Raw genomic sequence first — 14,220 nt, forward strand, 5'->3', positions numbered from 1 at the left:
TGCATCATTGCGGGTGGATCGGTCGGTGGTCACAGTGTGTAGTGCCGCCAGCATCAAACACAAATCTTTGTGGCAACCATCACAAAGGAATCGTCATCTGAGCTGTATATGCGTGCGCGCGATCCACCTGCATGCTATTGCCCAGGGTTGCCACTTGCGGCCGGGCGCGTAGAAAGCGGGAATCGGCCGCGATGCACCATATGATGTTGAGGGGGCTTCGGCAAGCCCCGGCTCCGGCGCTTCCGGAGCGAATCAGCGCGATACGGCAACCGGCGTTAGGTTTTGGGTTTTCAAGTGCAAGTAGTCAGCATCAGCAGCCTCAAAGGTGGAGTGGGAAAGACGTCCGTCACCACCGGTCTGGCGTCCGCGGCCCTCGCAGCCGGCATACCCACATTGGTGGTGGACCTCGATCCACACGCCGACGCCACCACGGCACTCGGCGTTCAGCCTGGCGGGCAACTCGACATCGGTCGGATGCTGAAGAGCCCCCGCAAAGCAAACCTCCCCAACAATGTGGCAGGCAGCAGCTGGGTCTCGAACGGTTCAAGCGACGGCACATTGGACGTCGCGGCCGGATCGGCCTTCACTGGAATCTATGACCGCCCGGACCTGGGCCGACGCGACCTCCGCAGGCTGTCAGGCGTGCTGGCAGGCGCCACCAAGTACGAACTCGTCCTGGTGGACTGCCCACCATCCCTGAACGGACTGACGCGCATGGCGTGGAGCGCCAGCGACCGCGTGGTCCTCGTGGCCGAGCCCGGGCTCTTCTCCGTGGCCGGCACGGAACGGACGATGCGGGCCATTCAGCTCTTCAGGCAGGAGTTCGCTCCCAATCTGGCCCCGGCAGGGATCGTGGCCAACCGGGTACGCACCGGGTCTGCGGAGCACACCTTCCGCTTGGCTGAAATGGAATCCATGTTCGGTGAACTGCTGCTGACACCCCATATTCCGGAACAGGCCAACTGGCAGCAGATCCAAGGCGCCGCGCATTCCGTCCACCACTGGCCCGGCGACTCGGCCAAGAACGCCGCCAAGCTCTTCGATGCCCTGCTTGAGAGCCTCCTCGCTGGACAGTCCTCATTACGGGACCGACGCCAGCGCTGAGCTCCCCTACTTACACGCACCACGCAAGAAGAAGGCCTCCTCCCTGCAGGGACGAGGCCTTCTTCTTTGGTTCGAATCCGGTGGACCGGCCGATTAGCCGATGCGGCGCGCTACACGCCGTTTGCTCAGTTCGTCGTCGGGAAAGGACTGCTCCGCGGCGTGCTCGCTCGGAAGCGCGGCCAGGCTTCCCTCAACTTCCCGCCATACGCGCCCAACGGCGATGCCGAAGACGCCCTGTCCGCCTTGCACGAGGTCGATGACCTCATCAGCCGATGTACATTCGTAGACGCTGGCGCCGTCGCTCATGAGCGTGATCTGCGCGAGGTCTTCGACGCCTCGCTCGCGAAGGTGTTCGACGGCGGTGCGGATTTGCTGGAGGGACACGCCAGTATCAAGGAGTCGCTTGACCACCTTGAGAACCAGGATGTCGCGGAAGCCGTAGAGCCGCTGGGAGCCAGAGCCGGCAGCACCACGGACAGCAGGCTCAACCAAGCCCGTACGTGCCCAGTAGTCGAGCTGGCGGTACGTGATGCCTGCAGCCTTGCATGCGGTAGGACCGCGGTAGCCCGCGTCCTCGTCCAGCACAGGAAGGTCCTCTGTGAAGAGCAAACCTTGGGCGCCGGATGCGGGCGCAGCAATGCCGGCAGAGGACTGCTTCAGCTCGCCTGCTTCGCCTTTCGGACTCACGTGACCTCCTTGTTCTCAGTTCCCTTGGGGACGGTGCATACCCTGATACAACAGCGAAATGCAGCAGTGTAATTCCTTCAAGTCCGCACCTTCCAGTGTGACTTGCGCAGGCAGTGTATGCAACGGGAACTTGATATCTTCGACGTTAGGCCCGTGGAGGGCCGAGGTCAAAGACCTTGGCCTCAAATTCCGGTCGTGTCGAAAGTTTCACCCTCAACTTTAGGCTTAGGGTGACTCAACCTTCGAAATCTTCCGGTTCCACGTCATCCAGGAACTCGCGGAACCGACGCATCTCGCGCTCTTCGTCCACAGGATCCGGCTCTGAGTCTTCGCCTTCATCGTGCTCGGTGATGCGGACTCCGGCTTCCTCCATGACCGCATCGGCACACCAGATGCGGCATTTTGCCCGCAAGGCAAGGGCCAACGCGTCCGAAGCGCGCGAACTTACTACCGTGCCGTCGTCGAACTGCAACTGTCCGTAGAAGATATTGTCTTCCACAGCCACAATGTTCACGCTGATGATGGAATGGCCCAGGGATTCGACAACATCCACAAGGAGGTCGTGCGTCATGGGCCGGGGCGGGACAACCCCCTGCTGTGCCAGCGCAATGGCACTGGCTTCAGGAGTACCGATCCAGATGGGAACATGCCGCTCACCGTTGATCTCCCGAAGGAGTACCAGCGGCTGGTTGGACGGCAGTTCGATCCGGACACCGACGATTTCAACTTCGATCATCAGCTGTCCATCCGAGAGATACGGTCGTGGACCAGAGCCCTGTGCAGGGTGAGGCAGAGATCGCTGATCTCACGGGCAGCCTCAGCGGCCCGCGCCTGCGAAGCGGCGTCCCGCCGCGACGTCAAAGGCGCAACGGCCCTTTCCACGAGACCGAACTCCCGCTCAGCTGCAGCTTGGAAGGGACGAAGGTGCCGGGGCTCGAGGCCGTGTCCTTCCAACTGAACACAGGCCCGCGCCACCTGGAGCGCGTGTTCGTCGAACTTGCCGCCCACATGACTAATAAGGCCGAAACTCAGCAGTGATTCAAGCAAGGGCACGCTGGCGCCCGATTCGGCACGCAGCTGCTCTTCGGTGAGTGCGCGGGCGCGGCCTTGCACTTCGGCTGCCATTTCCGCGGAGACCGCCCTGGGTGACACGGTGACACCTGCCGGGAGGTTCTCAGGTCTCTCACCGCGGTCGATGGCATCGAGATAATCCTTAATGACCTTCAGTGGCAAGTACTGATCGCGCTGAAGGGCAAGGACGAAACGGAGCCGCTCAACATCACTATCCGCGTACTGCCTGTAGCCGGCAGGAGTCCTCTTCGGATTAATGAGGCCTTTTTCCTCAAGGAAACGAATCTTGGACGCCGTCATACCTGGAAAGTCGTCACTCAGCTGGGCAAGGACTTCCCCTATATTCAGGACCTGCGGTCCGCGACGGTCCTGCTGGGCCATAGCCACAGGCAGATACCCCGTCAGACTTGGCCTGCTGCGCGAACAGGGCTCAGGTAGTAGGTCAACCGGAACTTGCCGATCTGTACCTCGTTGCCGCTCTTCAGCTGCACGCGGTCGACGCGATCGTGGTTAACGTAAGTCCCGTTGAGGCTCCCCATGTCCACCAGCTCGAACCCGGACGCGGTCCGGATGAACTGAACGTGCTTGCGGGACACTGTGACGTCGTCCAGGAAGATGTCAGCATCCGGGTGCCGGCCGGCCGTGGTGGTATCCGCGTCCAGCAGGAAACGAGCTCCGGCGTTGGGCCCACTGTGCGCAATGAGCAGGGCCGAGTTCGGCGGAAGCGCGTCTACGGATGCACGCTCTTCAGGAGCCAACTTGGGGGCAATGCTCGGCTCGTCCCACGTTGGCGTAATGCTGATCGAGGTGGTCTCCGACGTGGGCTGTTCCTCCGCGCCGTTCCCGACATTGGCTTGATTCTGTTCGCCGCCAACCATGGAATTTCCTCCTCATCCGCCAGCAGTTCCAAACCCTGCCAGCCACTTCCGCCTCCCGGTACCGCCGGGCAAATCGGTTGCTGGCCCGCCGTCCCGCTTTCCGGCTTATGGGAAAGCAACCTGACGGGCCAGATAACTTTAGCCTACCTGTTGTTCGTACTCCGATGCACTGAGCAGGGAATCCACTGCATCAGCTTCTGCAAGCTTTACTTCAATTAACCATCCCTCGCCGTACGGGTCCGAGTTAATCAAGGCCGGATCAGTGTCCAGGGCGTCATTTCGATTGGTGACTTCTCCGGTCACCGGAGCGTAGATGTCGCTGACGCTTTTGGTGGACTCTACTTCCCCAACAACTTCATTGCCGGTGACTTTCGTCCCAGGCTCAGGCATCTGGGCATAGACGACGTCACCCAAAGCGTCCTGCGCGAAATCGGTGATGCCAATACGCACTACGCCGTCGGCATCTGGAGCGGTAACCCATTCGTGTTCTGCGGTGTAGGAAAGTTCTTCCGGAATATTGCTCACTGGTGGCCTTTCATCGGGACATTTACGAACCTCGACGGCGGCCTGTGCTGATGGCCACCGCTGAAAGTATAGGCATATTTCCCCTGTACCTTATGGGGTCTCTGCCATGATTGACCCATGACCGAACAAGCACAAGTACCAGCTCAGAAAAAGCGCAATTGGGGCGTAAAGATAATCCTGGTCCTGGTGGCAGTGCTTGTCGCTGTGGCCGCATACTTCATTCTCGGGGCCATCCTCCCCCGATGGTGGTCCGATGTCATCGCCGGACAGATCCGGCGCGATCTTGGAGCCAGCGTCCTGGTGGGTATGTTCTACGGCTTCGTTTTCACGTTCATTCCGCTCCTGGTGGCGTGGCAGGCTACCCGAAAAGCAGTGGGCTGGCCCTGGAAAATCGCCATTGTCCTGGTGGCCGTCGCCATCGCCACGCCCAACCTGCTCACCGCTGGAATCGCCTTCGGCAGCACGGAGTCAGCTCACGCCGGCCAGCGGACCTTGAGCGTGGATGCAGGATTCTTCACAACGTGGACAGCCATTTCCGCTGTTGCCGCCGTGGTCGTCTTCATTGCGGTTACTATTCTCTGGGCCCTGTGGCGACGTAGGGGCAAGCAAATGAAAGTTCTCAGGCAAGCAGAGAACCAACGCGTCAGGGCTGCGAAGAATGCCGAAGCACAAGCGCAGGACACCACCCCCAGCGCCTAGGACGCCGAAAGCCCGCCACGGAAGGCTCGTGACGGGCTTTCTCAACTTTGTGGCCCGGCTTTGAAGCCAGGCGTCAGGCGATGGACGCCTCGCGCGGTTCGCGTTCGACGTCGGGAGTTGCGGCGGGTGCCACCGCTCCCCCACGTTTTGCGGCTGCAGCAGCCGCCAGCATGACCAGCAGCGCGGCAACGGTAATTCCGGCTCCAGCCCAGATGGGCGAGGTGTAGCCGAGGCCGGCGGTGATGGTAACGCCCCCCAGCCAGGCCCCGAGTGCGTTGCCGAGGTTGAATGCGCCGATATTTGCGCCCGATGCCAAAGTGGGCGCCGTGGCGGCGAAGTGCATCACGCGCATCTGGAGACCCGGAACGGTGGCGAAACCGAAGCCGCCCATGAGAGCCAGTGAGACCAGCGTGGCCACGCTGCTGCTCGCGGTGAGGGCGAAGAAGACCAGCACCACAACCAGGCCGGCGAGGATGACGACAAGAGTCTTGTCCAAAGCCTTGTCGGCGGCCTTGCCACCAAGGAAATTGCCCGCGAACAGACCCCCGCCGAAGAGCACCAGGAGCCAAGGCACGGCTCCGGATTCGAATCCGGAAACCTCAGTGAGCGTGAAGGCGATGTAGGTGAAGGCGCCGAACATACCGCCGAACCCGAGGATGGTCACGATGAGGGAGAGCCACACCTGACCGGATTTGAACGCGCCCAGCTCGCTGCGAAGACCCTTGGTCGTCTCCGTGGTGGCCCGGGGCACCATGAGCGCGATGCCGAGGAGCGCGATAACACCGATAGCGGTGATGGCCCAGAAGGTTGAGCGCCATCCAAAGTTCTGGCCAAGCAGCGTTCCGAAGGGTACCCCCATGACATTGGCCGCCGTGAGGCCAGTGAACATGATGGCAATGGCTCCGGCTTTCTTGTGGGCCGGTACAAGGCTCGCAGCCACCACGGAACCAATGCCGAAGAATGCGCCGTGGCAGAGTGCGGCGACGATCCGGCCGATCAGCATGGCAGTGTAGCTGTCGGCGATCGCGGACAGGAAATTTCCGGCGATGAACAGTACCAGCAAGCCGATGAGGACCGGCTTGCGCGGCAGCCTGGTGACTGCGGCCGTGACCAGCAGTGCGCCGACGGTAACACTGAGGGCGTAGCCGGAGATGAACCAGCCTGCCGAAGCCTCACTGACCTGAAAATCGGCAGCAACTTCGGGCAAGAGGCCCATGATCACGAATTCGGTCAGTCCGATGCCGAATCCGCCGAGGGCAAGGGCAATCAACCCTGCGGGCATGTGGAACTCCTTAGGTGGGAGGTCCCGACGGGGAGTGGAAGTGCGTCGTCGGGAACCGTAGACTATTAGTTGCAGACGCTCTATATATAGTTGCACACGCTAGATACTTGCGCAAGCAACTACTTTAGAAAAGCGTCGCGATCCACACGACATCAAGGCAGGAGCACAGCAGACATGGGCATCAAGGATGACGCCGTAGAAGTACGGGCACAGGGCTGGCGAACCCTTGCCGCCCTGCACGGAAGCATCGAGGCGGAACTGGAGAAGGCGCTCCAGGCTTCCAGCGACTTGTCTGTGGTTGAGTACACGGTGCTGGATGCACTGAGTCGCCAGGATGGCTGGCACATGCGGATGCAGCAGCTGGCACGCGCCACCGCCCTGTCCAGCAGCGCTACCACCCGCCTGGTCAATCGCCTTGAGGACAGGGGCCTGCTCACGCGCATCCTGTGCGCCGATGACCGGCGCGGCATCTACACCGAGCTGACGCTGGCCGGTCAGAAGCTTCTAGAAGCGGCGAAGCCTGTGCATGACGAAACGTTGGCGTCGGCACTCGATGCGGCCGAGTCCGTACCTGAGCTTGAACCGCTGGTGAAAGCGCTCGGCGCACTGCAGAAGGTCTAACCGACGCTGGGTCATGTTCGTTGCACCCGGCTTTGAACAGTGGGGGCAACGAACAAGCCCGGGACTCCCAGGCGGCTAACGACCAAAGGCCGGAATCCCGTGTTTCCACGTGATTCCGGCCTTGCTGGTCGGGCTGACAGGATTTGAACCTGCGACCCCTTGACCCCCAGTAACGAGGCCACCATGTCTCCATTTATCCGCGGGGTATGCATGGTGGCCTCTGTCCTTATATATAGAGGGGTGTCGTTTCCGACCGTGAACCCCGAATCTCCTGCGCATCCGACAGTGTGCACACACGTTTGCACACACAAGGGCGGACTAACCTGCGAGGCTTCGCCTAAGCATTGCGGCTGAGTGCTTGTGCCCATTCGTTTCCAACTTAGTGATGGCTTGCTCAACGAGGGAACGAAGGCGCTCGACCTCCGCTCTGGACTCCACGGCCTCCCTCCTGAGTGCGTTGTTTTGCTCTCCCACCCATTCGCGCCAGAGTCGGCATTGCTCGTGCCGAGAGTTGCGCCAGTCCTGCTGCTGGTTGTTGAGTGGTTTTCTGAACTGGTCGTGCCATTCTTCTTCTGCCAGTTTTGTTTCGGTGTCCTCTGCCAGCCGGATGACGACACCTGGGTTGAGCTGTGCCAATTTCATCGCTACGGTCTTGGCTGCCTGTAATGGAAGCACCTATGAACCAGACTCCTGGAATGCGGTCCTAGATCCGGTCAACACGTTGTCCGGGATTCCGAGCTGATCTGACAGCTCCCCTAGGTTTTGGAATACAAATACACCGCCTGGTTGTCGCCTGTAATTTGAGTGCCCAACGAACCTCTGCGGCAAGAGTTCATCAAGAGCTAGGCCCACCGCCATCGTTAGGCTGTCGTTCTCGCGTGAAGCCTCACCTATCGCGGCCCAGCGCAGCTCGCGTGCCACGTATTCCTCGGCCCCTCCCAAGGGCACTTGAGCCGTCCGTCAGCCACCCATTCTTCGCGGCCGTCAGCGTCTTCTGCTTCGAATCGAACCAGCGAGTATTTATGTTTGGGCTGATCGCCGCGCCGGCGCCGTAGGTAGGTCACGGGTTCCAAGGGATCGACGGCGCGTTTCCGGTAGGCCCACAACTCTCCAGGTTCCATGCGGCCTATTCTGCCGGAAACATACTCGGAAACGCCGAAGGGTCCGCGCCTACCACGGCAACGGACCCTTCAAAGCGTTTTCATCAAACCATCACGTCTGATCTGCAATTACATTAACACATCTGCACACTCGCGCAAGTCGCTCTGCAAAAATGTGCATCACATGGGCTGCGGCAGGTACTCCGGATCCGGTTCCATGTCCTCGTACGGTGAACGGACAACCACGCCGGCGCGGTCCTCAGCGTTGAGTTCAGCCATCATCTTTTGGAAACTTTCACGGTCAAACTTCGCCATGACGCAGACAGTACGCGGAGGGGCGGACATGCAGCGGTCCGGACCGCAGGAACTGAGCATCGTGAATCGGCGACGCGCAGCCCGATCTCCTAGCGGAATTTGCCTTCCGGGTCGGAAAAACAACGGGTATTTCCGCCGAGGGCGATGCCGTATTTGCCTGTGGTGAGTCCCATGACGGACTTTTCGGGGCCGAAGACGTCGGTTCTTCTGACAAAGTTTTCGCCTCCGTCGGTGTGTTGCGTGACGGTGAACCCTGTGGTTTCGAACTCAGTTTTGACCTTGTCGTGGAGAGCGTCCATTTCTTCCCGGCTCAGCGGGCTTCGGGTGGCATCGAAAGAGATTTGGGTGCCTTCAGTGCCGAGAGGGCCATCACAGACCCCTCCGGGTTTATCTGGCGTGACCTTTGTCCAGTCGCCCGGAGCGAGGGCTTGAATCTTGGTGAAGAGGTCGAGATATTCCTTGCGGGCTTGTTCTGATCCCATGGTTTGCTCCGTGGTGCTGGTAGGAGGATTGGTGGTCGTCGTGGTCCCGCACCCTGCAAGGGTGAGAAGAAGAATGATGGCTGCGGCGGGAAGGACACGTCTGTAACGGGGGTGAAGATTTGTGGTCATCGTTTCGCATTCGTGAGTTGATCGTGCAGACCGAGAGAGAGCTTGGCTTGGTTAACGCTTGACTCGGTTCTCCTGTCGAAGTATCCGTAGATGCCGTTCTCGCCTCCGGTTTGTCCGTCATGGGTTTTCGTGGGGTGCTCGATGGTGCCATCCGGTGCTGTGGCGCCGTCTGTGCCGAAGGTGACGGCCCCGAACCCTGGGTTGGTGGTGTATTTGCGGTACGAGCCAGCACCATGCCCGATCACTGCTGTGTAGTCCACGGTGTAGGTTCCCCGGTAAACGGTGCCACCGGGGTTCAGGTGGAGATCGTTCACGGAGGTCACGTTATCAGGGGCACCAACGTCACCGACGAGAACGAGGTTATCGACCGGTAGCCCAGGTTTTGCTGCCTCCATGGCCCCGAGGGAACCCATGGAGTGCCCAACGGCTGTTGTCATGGCAGTGTTGCCGAGGCTTTCATGAACAGCGTTGAACCCTGTTACGTCGTTGCGAAGGGCAGCCCCCACGACTTAGCCACTCAGGGGCCGACGAGAAGCGCAGCACCTGCTCCTGTGCCCACCAGAACTGGAATGCCCGCGGGAACTTACGATGCGGTGGCGAAAACAGGTGGCATTATCCGGTTCACACTACCCACGCCGGCGAGCGACCCAGCAGTTGCTGGCATCGAAGCGTTATTCGAGAAGCTGCGGGTGCAGTCAGGGCTTCCCAAGCTGACTTTCCACGGTCAGCGGCACGAGTACGCTTCCCTGCTTCTCTCATCCGGTGAAGACATCGCCATTGTTCAGAAGCTGCTCAGGCACTCATCAATCACAATCACATCGGACACGTACGGGCACCTCATCGGTTCGGCTGCTTCAAACGCGGCGGAGAGGGCGGCGGCGATGGTGCCAGCCAAGAAAGGTGGTGCACACACGCTGCACACACAAGCCTCTGTTTCGAGTGGAGCTTAAACAAAAAACCGCCCCACCTCCGGGATACTTCCCAGTGATGGAGCGGTTATTGCTGGTCGGGCTGACAGGATTTGAACCTGCGACCCCTTGACCCCCAGTCAAGTGCGCTACCAAGCTGCGCTACAGCCCGCTGGTTCTACCGTTCTCCGCCTAAGTTTTCCTCCGAAGAGTCTCACCTAAGCAGTCCGGCCGAACCACCTCCAAAAGCTTACACGAAGTTGGAGGTCGGAGACGCCATCACAGCCAAAGTGTGCTGTGATGCCCGTCTCATTTAGCGCTTCTTGCCACGCTTCTCGCGCACGCGCATGTTGACCTCGATGGGCGTGCCCTCGAAGCCGAACGTTTCGCGGAGGCGACGCGTGATGAAACGACGGTACCCGGGGTCCAGGAAGCCGGTGGTGAACAGAACGAACTTCGGCGGGCGGCTGGATGCCTGGGTGCCGAAGAGGATGCGCGGCTGCTTTCCGCCACGGACAGGGTGCGGGTGCGCTGCCACGAGTTCGCCCAGGAACGCGTTGAGGCGTCCGGTGGGGATGCGGCGGTCCCAGCTCTCCAGCGCGATATCCAGCGCAGGGACCAGGCGGTCCTTGTGCCAGCCGGTCTTGGCAGAGATGTTGACGCGGGGAGCCCATTCAACGTGCGCCAGGTCCTGCTCGATTTCGCGTTCGAGGTAACGGCGGCGTTCGTCGTCCAGCAGGTCCCACTTGTTGAACGCGAGCACCAGCGCACGGCCGGACTCAATGGCCAGCTGGAGGATGCGGACATCCTGCTCGCTGAGGACCTCGTCGACGGCAAGAAGCACGACGGCGACCTCCGCCTTTTCGAGCGCGGCCTGCGTACGCAGCGACGCGTAGAAGTCGGCGCCCTGCGCCATGTGCTGGCGGCGGCGGATACCTGCGGTATCCACGAAGCGCCACGTGCGGTCGCCAAGTTCGATGAACTCGTCAACCGGGTCACGCGTGGTGCCAGCCAGCGGATCCACCACAACACGCTCGGAGCCGGCGAGCTTGTTCAACAACGAGGACTTACCGACGTTCGGGCGACCGATCAGGGCGATACGGCGGGGACCGCCGGAACGCTCCACGCCGTCCACCAGCGAGTACTCGGGCAGGGTGTCCATGACGTGGTCCAGGAGGTCGGCAACGCCACGGCCGTGCAGGGCCGAAACCGGGTACGGCTGGCCGAAGCCCAATCCCCACAGCGCAGCGGAATCGGCTTCCTGTGCGAAGTCGTCCACCTTGTTGGCCACCATGATGACCGGCTTCTTGCTCTTGCGGAGCATCTTCATGACGCCCTCGTCAGTGGCGGTCGCACCAACGGCAGAGTCAACGACAAAAAGCACGGCGTCAGCAAGCTCAACGGCCATTTCGGCCTGCTCTGCTACGCGGGCGTGGATGCCCTTGGCGTCGTGCTCCCAACCACCGGTATCCACCAGGGTGAAGTTGCGGCCGTTCCAGCGCGCCGAGTACATGACGCGGTCGCGGGTAACGCCCGGGGTGTCCTCAACAACGGCTTCGCGGCGGCCGAGGATGCGGTTGACCAAGGTGGACTTGCCCACGTTCGGGCGTCCGATGATGGCCAGAACCGGGTCCAGCTTGAGGGGACCTTCGTCGCCTTCATCGCCGTATTCGCCGCTGAGCAGCGCAGCATCTTCTTCGTCGAGTTCGTAGTCCTCCAGGCCGGCCCGGAGGGTGGCCGCGCGGAGCTCGGCCTCGTCGTCGTCGAGGGCCGCCAGGTTTTCCGCCACCTGGTCGGTGCCGGTGGGCGTGTATTCGTCGTCGCCGGCTCCGTGGAGGCCGGATTTTTGAGTCGTATCGCTCATTGCACTTTCCTTAGTGGTGGTCTGCCGGCGTCCCGGCTACTGCTGTATGGCGGTGCTGCGAAGTGGGTTCGCCGGGCGCAGGTTCCAGGGGAAGGTCCTGGCCTGTGGCCCGGATAGCGTCCTGGACGTGTTCGGCCAGGGCTTCACGGATCTCCGCAGCCGCCCTGTCCATTGAAACACGCCCGGGTTCGCCCTTCCGGCGCTTCACCGTGATGGGTTCACCGAAGCTGACATGCAGCTTGCGGCGGGGTTTGGGGATATGGTCTCGATGCTCATCACCCTGTCGGGTTCCGAGAATGGCCACAGGGATGACGGTAGCTCCCGAGTTGAGGGCGAGCCATGCAACTCCATTGCTGATGCTTTCGGCAGAGCCGCTCCCCCGGGTTCCTTCGGGGAGAATCCCTACGCAACGACCGGCGTCGAGCAGTTTCCTGCCGACATGCAGGGCGGTGCGGTCACCGGCGCGGTCCACTGGAATCTGTCCGGATCCCCTCAGGACAGAGCCCAGGAAGCCTTTGAACATCTCCTTTTTAACGAGGATGTGCATAGGGCGCGGCGACGCACCGTACATCACGGGCCCGTCCAGGAAGCTGATGTGGTTCGCGGCAAATATCACGGGTCCGGCAGCGGGAACATTGCTTTTGCCCGCCACGATGGTCCGGTAGATGACGTGATCCAGGAACCAACCAACCGGCCGGCTCCACAGCCTGCTCCCTGCGGAGGGGAGCTGATTCTCAGTCACCATAGATAACCTTGCTCACGATCGCCAAGGCGGTTTCGACGGTTTCCTCAAAGTTGAGATCCGAGGAATCGAGCGTCACCACACCGTCGGCCGCTTGCGTGAAGTTCACTACGGTGGAGTCCTTGGCGTCACGCTGGATGACCTGGGCGTTCAGCTGTTCCTTGGTCTGCGTGCCGCCCAACTGGATCCCTCGACGCCGGAGCCTGGCTTCCTCGCTCGCGGTCAAGAGCATACGGACCTCGGCATTGGGGACGACGACGGTGGTGATGTCGCGTCCCTCCACCACCATGCGGCGGTGGTGCTGGTCGATCAGCTCGCGTTGGCGACGGATCAGCTCAGTGCGGGCACCGAGCGTCGTGGCGACGGCACTGACCGACGACGAGATCAAAGGTTCCCGGATCTCGTCCGTGATGTCCGTTCCATCAACCGCCACATACTCCGTGGCAGTCGTGGTGCTGATCTCCAGCGGCATGATCTTGGACGCCTGTTCCACCGCCGCGCCATCTTGGAGGTCAACACCGGTCTTCAGGCAGTACCACGTCAGTGCCCGGTACATCGCACCAGTATCGAGGTACGCCAGCTTCAAGCGCCGGGCAACTTCCTTGCTGACGCTGGACTTGCCCGATCCCGAAGGACCGTCGATCGCGATCACGAGCGGCTTGCCAGGCCGGGCCACTGTCTCCGGGCCAAAGAATTCACGCGTCATTACTGGAGTACCCGCCATCCACGGTCAGTCAAAGCTTCAACAAGGAGGTCATGCTTGCTGGGAAGCACGGAAAGCTCCACCATGCCCACGTTCTGTCCCGACGAATGGTCGAGCCGAAGGTCTTCAAGGTTCACCCCGATCTCGCCGATCTCCGTGAGGAGGTGCGCGATCTGGCCGGGCTTATCATCCACCAGGATGGTGAGCCACGAGTACGCCTGGGGAGGTCCGCCGTGCTTGCCCGGGATCCGGGCCTGGCCTGCATTCCCCTCGCTGATGAGCTGGGCAAGGTCAAGCCGTGCACCGGGTGCAAGCGGATCCTCCAAGGTACCGATCAAACGGTTCAGGTCCTCGCGCACACCGTGCAGGATGGACACCACCTTTTCCGCGTTGCCGCCCAGGATCTGTACCCAGAGGGTGGGATCGCTTGCTGCAATGCGGGTAGTGTCCCGAAGTCCGTTGCCCGCCAAGGAAAGGGCATGCAATGGCGTGCCTTGCAGACGACTCGCCAGAAGCGACGACATGATCTGCGGCAGATGCGACACCAACGCCACGGCTTCATCATGCTCGTCCGCGGTGAACCGGGAAACGATCGCTCCCAGATCCCCCGCAAGTGAACGTGCAGCCTGAAGTGCAGCATCCGACGTTTCTTCGGAGGGGCAAAGCACCCAGGGCATGGAGGTGAAAAGCTCTCCCCTGGCCGCAACCGGGCCGGACTTCTCCCTGCCTGCCATGGGGTGGGTACCCACATAGCGGGCAAGGTCCACGCCGCGTTCCCGCAGCTGTGCCTGGATCGCCGCCTTGACGCTGGCAATATCGACCACGACGGCGGACGGGTAGTCTGCCAGTGCCTTCTGCACGACGTCGGCGGTCACGTCCGGCGGGGCCGCGACAACTACCAGCTGCGGTTCTTCATCCAACTCCCCCAATGGCCGTCCCGCACCGATATCCACCGCGACCGCCTGGTTGGTGGGCGAAGGATCGAAAAGGAAAACGGGGACACCGCGTCCGCGCAGGCCGAGGCCAATGCTGGCCCCAAGCAAGCCTGTACCGAGAACGACGACCGGGCCATCAAGATGGCCCCGGCCGTGCGTACCGAATGCCGACATG

The 14,220-nt window shown here is 61.4% G+C and carries 18 protein-coding genes and 1 tRNA gene; 4 read left to right on the forward strand and 15 right to left on the reverse strand.

Annotation, left to right across the window (positions count from 1 at the left end):
- The first annotated feature begins 294 nt into the window (after nucleotides 1-294).
- Nucleotides 295-1,104: a ParA family protein gene (locus AC0J5Z_RS15325; protein WP_475033767.1), complete on the forward strand. Its 810-nt coding sequence runs from the start codon at nucleotides 295-297 to the stop codon at nucleotides 1,102-1,104.
- A gap of 93 nt (nucleotides 1,105-1,197) precedes the next feature.
- Here the strand turns inward: AC0J5Z_RS15325 and AC0J5Z_RS15330 are convergent, their stop codons facing one another.
- From AC0J5Z_RS15330 to gcvH, 5 genes are all read right to left on the reverse strand, one after another.
- The gene (locus AC0J5Z_RS15330) at nucleotides 1,198-1,791 is read right to left on the reverse strand and encodes a MerR family transcriptional regulator (RefSeq protein ID WP_011774391.1); all 594 of its coding nucleotides are present in this window, start codon (nucleotides 1,789-1,791) and stop codon (nucleotides 1,198-1,200) included.
- 235 nt (nucleotides 1,792-2,026) lie between these two features.
- Entirely contained in the window at nucleotides 2,027-2,527 is a 501-nt protein-coding gene (locus AC0J5Z_RS15335) for a bifunctional nuclease family protein (protein ID WP_214822604.1), read from the reverse strand.
- Nucleotides 2,527-3,243 (reverse strand): transcriptional regulator FtsR, encoded by a 717-nt coding sequence (gene ftsR / locus AC0J5Z_RS15340; RefSeq protein WP_475033769.1) that lies wholly within the window; start codon nucleotides 3,241-3,243, stop codon nucleotides 2,527-2,529. The genes AC0J5Z_RS15335 and ftsR overlap by 1 nt, the downstream gene beginning before the upstream one ends.
- A 20-nt stretch (nucleotides 3,244-3,263) precedes the next feature.
- The gene (locus AC0J5Z_RS15345; RefSeq protein ID WP_011774388.1) at nucleotides 3,264-3,740 is read right to left on the reverse strand and encodes an FHA domain-containing protein; all 477 of its coding nucleotides are present in this window, start codon (nucleotides 3,738-3,740) and stop codon (nucleotides 3,264-3,266) included.
- 138 nt (nucleotides 3,741-3,878) lie between these two features.
- On the reverse strand, nucleotides 3,879-4,265 hold the full coding sequence (gcvH, locus tag AC0J5Z_RS15350; protein WP_017200815.1) for a glycine cleavage system protein GcvH: 387 nt from the start codon (nucleotides 4,263-4,265) through the stop codon (nucleotides 3,879-3,881).
- 117 nt (nucleotides 4,266-4,382) lie between these two features.
- On the opposite strand from gcvH, the gene AC0J5Z_RS15355 reads away from it, so the two are divergent.
- Nucleotides 4,383-4,964, forward strand: a complete 582-nt coding sequence (locus AC0J5Z_RS15355; RefSeq protein WP_475033771.1) for a hypothetical protein — start codon at nucleotides 4,383-4,385, stop codon at nucleotides 4,962-4,964.
- A gap of 73 nt (nucleotides 4,965-5,037) precedes the next feature.
- On the opposite strand, the gene AC0J5Z_RS15360 is transcribed toward AC0J5Z_RS15355, so the two are convergent.
- A complete protein-coding gene (locus tag AC0J5Z_RS15360; protein ID WP_475033773.1) occupies nucleotides 5,038-6,246 on the reverse strand; it encodes an MFS transporter in 1,209 nt (402 codons plus the stop codon).
- A gap of 174 nt (nucleotides 6,247-6,420) precedes the next feature.
- On the opposite strand from AC0J5Z_RS15360, the gene AC0J5Z_RS15365 reads away from it, so the two are divergent.
- On the forward strand, nucleotides 6,421-6,867 hold the full coding sequence (locus AC0J5Z_RS15365; protein ID WP_475033775.1) for a MarR family winged helix-turn-helix transcriptional regulator: 447 nt from the start codon (nucleotides 6,421-6,423) through the stop codon (nucleotides 6,865-6,867).
- A 318-nt stretch (nucleotides 6,868-7,185) separates the two neighbouring features.
- On the opposite strand, the gene AC0J5Z_RS15370 is transcribed toward AC0J5Z_RS15365, so the two are convergent.
- The 4 genes from AC0J5Z_RS15370 to AC0J5Z_RS15385 all read right to left on the reverse strand — a co-directional run bounded on the left by AC0J5Z_RS15370 (nucleotide 7,186) and on the right by AC0J5Z_RS15385 (nucleotide 9,330).
- A complete protein-coding gene (locus tag AC0J5Z_RS15370) occupies nucleotides 7,186-7,509 on the reverse strand; it encodes a hypothetical protein (protein WP_475033778.1) in 324 nt (107 codons plus the stop codon).
- 638 nt (nucleotides 7,510-8,147) lie between these two features.
- Nucleotides 8,148-8,282 carry a hypothetical protein gene (locus AC0J5Z_RS15375; protein ID WP_475033783.1) on the reverse strand — a complete coding sequence of 45 codons (135 nt, stop codon included), beginning with the start codon at nucleotides 8,280-8,282 and terminating at the stop codon, nucleotides 8,148-8,150.
- Nucleotides 8,283-8,371: 89 nt separating this feature from the next.
- Entirely contained in the window at nucleotides 8,372-8,764 is a 393-nt protein-coding gene (locus AC0J5Z_RS15380; protein WP_475033786.1) for a hypothetical protein, read from the reverse strand.
- Nucleotides 8,765-8,889: 125 nt separating this feature from the next.
- Nucleotides 8,890-9,330 carry a hypothetical protein gene (locus AC0J5Z_RS15385; RefSeq protein WP_475033789.1) on the reverse strand — a complete coding sequence of 147 codons (441 nt, stop codon included), beginning with the start codon at nucleotides 9,328-9,330 and terminating at the stop codon, nucleotides 8,890-8,892.
- Between the two features lie 21 nt (nucleotides 9,331-9,351).
- Between AC0J5Z_RS15385 and AC0J5Z_RS15390 the strand changes: the two genes are divergently transcribed.
- Entirely contained in the window at nucleotides 9,352-9,843 is a 492-nt protein-coding gene (locus AC0J5Z_RS15390; protein ID WP_475033791.1) for a tyrosine-type recombinase/integrase, read from the forward strand.
- A 53-nt stretch (nucleotides 9,844-9,896) separates the two neighbouring features.
- On the opposite strand, the gene AC0J5Z_RS15395 is transcribed toward AC0J5Z_RS15390, so the two are convergent.
- From AC0J5Z_RS15395 to AC0J5Z_RS15415, 5 genes are all read right to left on the reverse strand, one after another.
- Nucleotides 9,897-9,973: transfer RNA gene (locus AC0J5Z_RS15395), tRNA-Pro, on the reverse strand.
- A gap of 141 nt (nucleotides 9,974-10,114) precedes the next feature.
- Nucleotides 10,115-11,665 carry a ribosome biogenesis GTPase Der gene (der, locus tag AC0J5Z_RS15400; RefSeq protein WP_091466594.1) on the reverse strand — a complete coding sequence of 517 codons (1,551 nt, stop codon included), beginning with the start codon at nucleotides 11,663-11,665 and terminating at the stop codon, nucleotides 10,115-10,117.
- Nucleotides 11,666-11,675: 10 nt separating this feature from the next.
- Complete coding sequence (locus tag AC0J5Z_RS15405; protein ID WP_475033795.1) at nucleotides 11,676-12,410, reverse strand: lysophospholipid acyltransferase family protein; 735 nt, start codon at nucleotides 12,408-12,410, stop codon at nucleotides 11,676-11,678.
- Entirely contained in the window at nucleotides 12,400-13,113 is a 714-nt protein-coding gene (gene cmk, locus AC0J5Z_RS15410) for a (d)CMP kinase (protein WP_475033797.1), read from the reverse strand. The genes AC0J5Z_RS15405 and cmk overlap by 11 nt, the downstream gene beginning before the upstream one ends.
- Nucleotides 13,113-14,219 carry a prephenate dehydrogenase gene (locus AC0J5Z_RS15415; protein WP_475033802.1) on the reverse strand — a complete coding sequence of 369 codons (1,107 nt, stop codon included), beginning with the start codon at nucleotides 14,217-14,219 and terminating at the stop codon, nucleotides 13,113-13,115. The genes cmk and AC0J5Z_RS15415 overlap by 1 nt, the downstream gene beginning before the upstream one ends.
- Nucleotide 14,220 lies beyond the last annotated feature (1 nt).

Source organism: Paenarthrobacter sp. TRD_SC_7 (genome assembly GCF_056156245.1).

Excerpts from the sequence above, each read along its gene's own strand:
- AC0J5Z_RS15335 (WP_214822604.1), bottom strand. The coding sequence starts at position 2,527 with ATGATCGAAGTTGAAATCGTCGGTGTCCGGATCGAACTGCCGTCCAAC.
- ftsR (WP_475033769.1), bottom strand. The coding sequence starts at position 3,243 with ATGGCCCAGCAGGACCGTCGCGGACCGCAGGTCCTGAATATAGGGGAA.
- AC0J5Z_RS15345 (WP_011774388.1), bottom strand. The coding sequence starts at position 3,740 with ATGGTTGGCGGCGAACAGAATCAAGCCAATGTCGGGAACGGCGCGGAG.
- AC0J5Z_RS15355 (WP_475033771.1), top strand. The coding sequence starts at position 4,383 with ATGACCGAACAAGCACAAGTACCAGCTCAGAAAAAGCGCAATTGGGGC.
- AC0J5Z_RS15360 (WP_475033773.1), bottom strand. The coding sequence starts at position 6,246 with ATGCCCGCAGGGTTGATTGCCCTTGCCCTCGGCGGATTCGGCATCGGA.
- AC0J5Z_RS15365 (WP_475033775.1), top strand. The coding sequence starts at position 6,421 with ATGGGCATCAAGGATGACGCCGTAGAAGTACGGGCACAGGGCTGGCGA.
- AC0J5Z_RS15370 (WP_475033778.1), bottom strand. The coding sequence starts at position 7,509 with ATGAAATTGGCACAGCTCAACCCAGGTGTCGTCATCCGGCTGGCAGAG.
- AC0J5Z_RS15375 (WP_475033783.1), bottom strand. The coding sequence starts at position 8,282 with ATGGCGAAGTTTGACCGTGAAAGTTTCCAAAAGATGATGGCTGAACTC.
- AC0J5Z_RS15380 (WP_475033786.1), bottom strand. The coding sequence starts at position 8,764 with ATGGGATCAGAACAAGCCCGCAAGGAATATCTCGACCTCTTCACCAAG.
- AC0J5Z_RS15385 (WP_475033789.1), bottom strand. The coding sequence starts at position 9,330 with ATGACAACAGCCGTTGGGCACTCCATGGGTTCCCTCGGGGCCATGGAG.
- AC0J5Z_RS15390 (WP_475033791.1), top strand. The coding sequence starts at position 9,352 with ATGAACAGCGTTGAACCCTGTTACGTCGTTGCGAAGGGCAGCCCCCAC.
- der (WP_091466594.1), bottom strand. The coding sequence starts at position 11,665 with ATGAGCGATACGACTCAAAAATCCGGCCTCCACGGAGCCGGCGACGAC.
- AC0J5Z_RS15405 (WP_475033795.1), bottom strand. The coding sequence starts at position 12,410 with ATGGTGACTGAGAATCAGCTCCCCTCCGCAGGGAGCAGGCTGTGGAGC.
- cmk (WP_475033797.1), bottom strand. The coding sequence starts at position 13,113 with ATGACGCGTGAATTCTTTGGCCCGGAGACAGTGGCCCGGCCTGGCAAG.
- AC0J5Z_RS15415 (WP_475033802.1), bottom strand. The coding sequence starts at position 14,219 with ATGTCGGCATTCGGTACGCACGGCCGGGGCCATCTTGATGGCCCGGTC.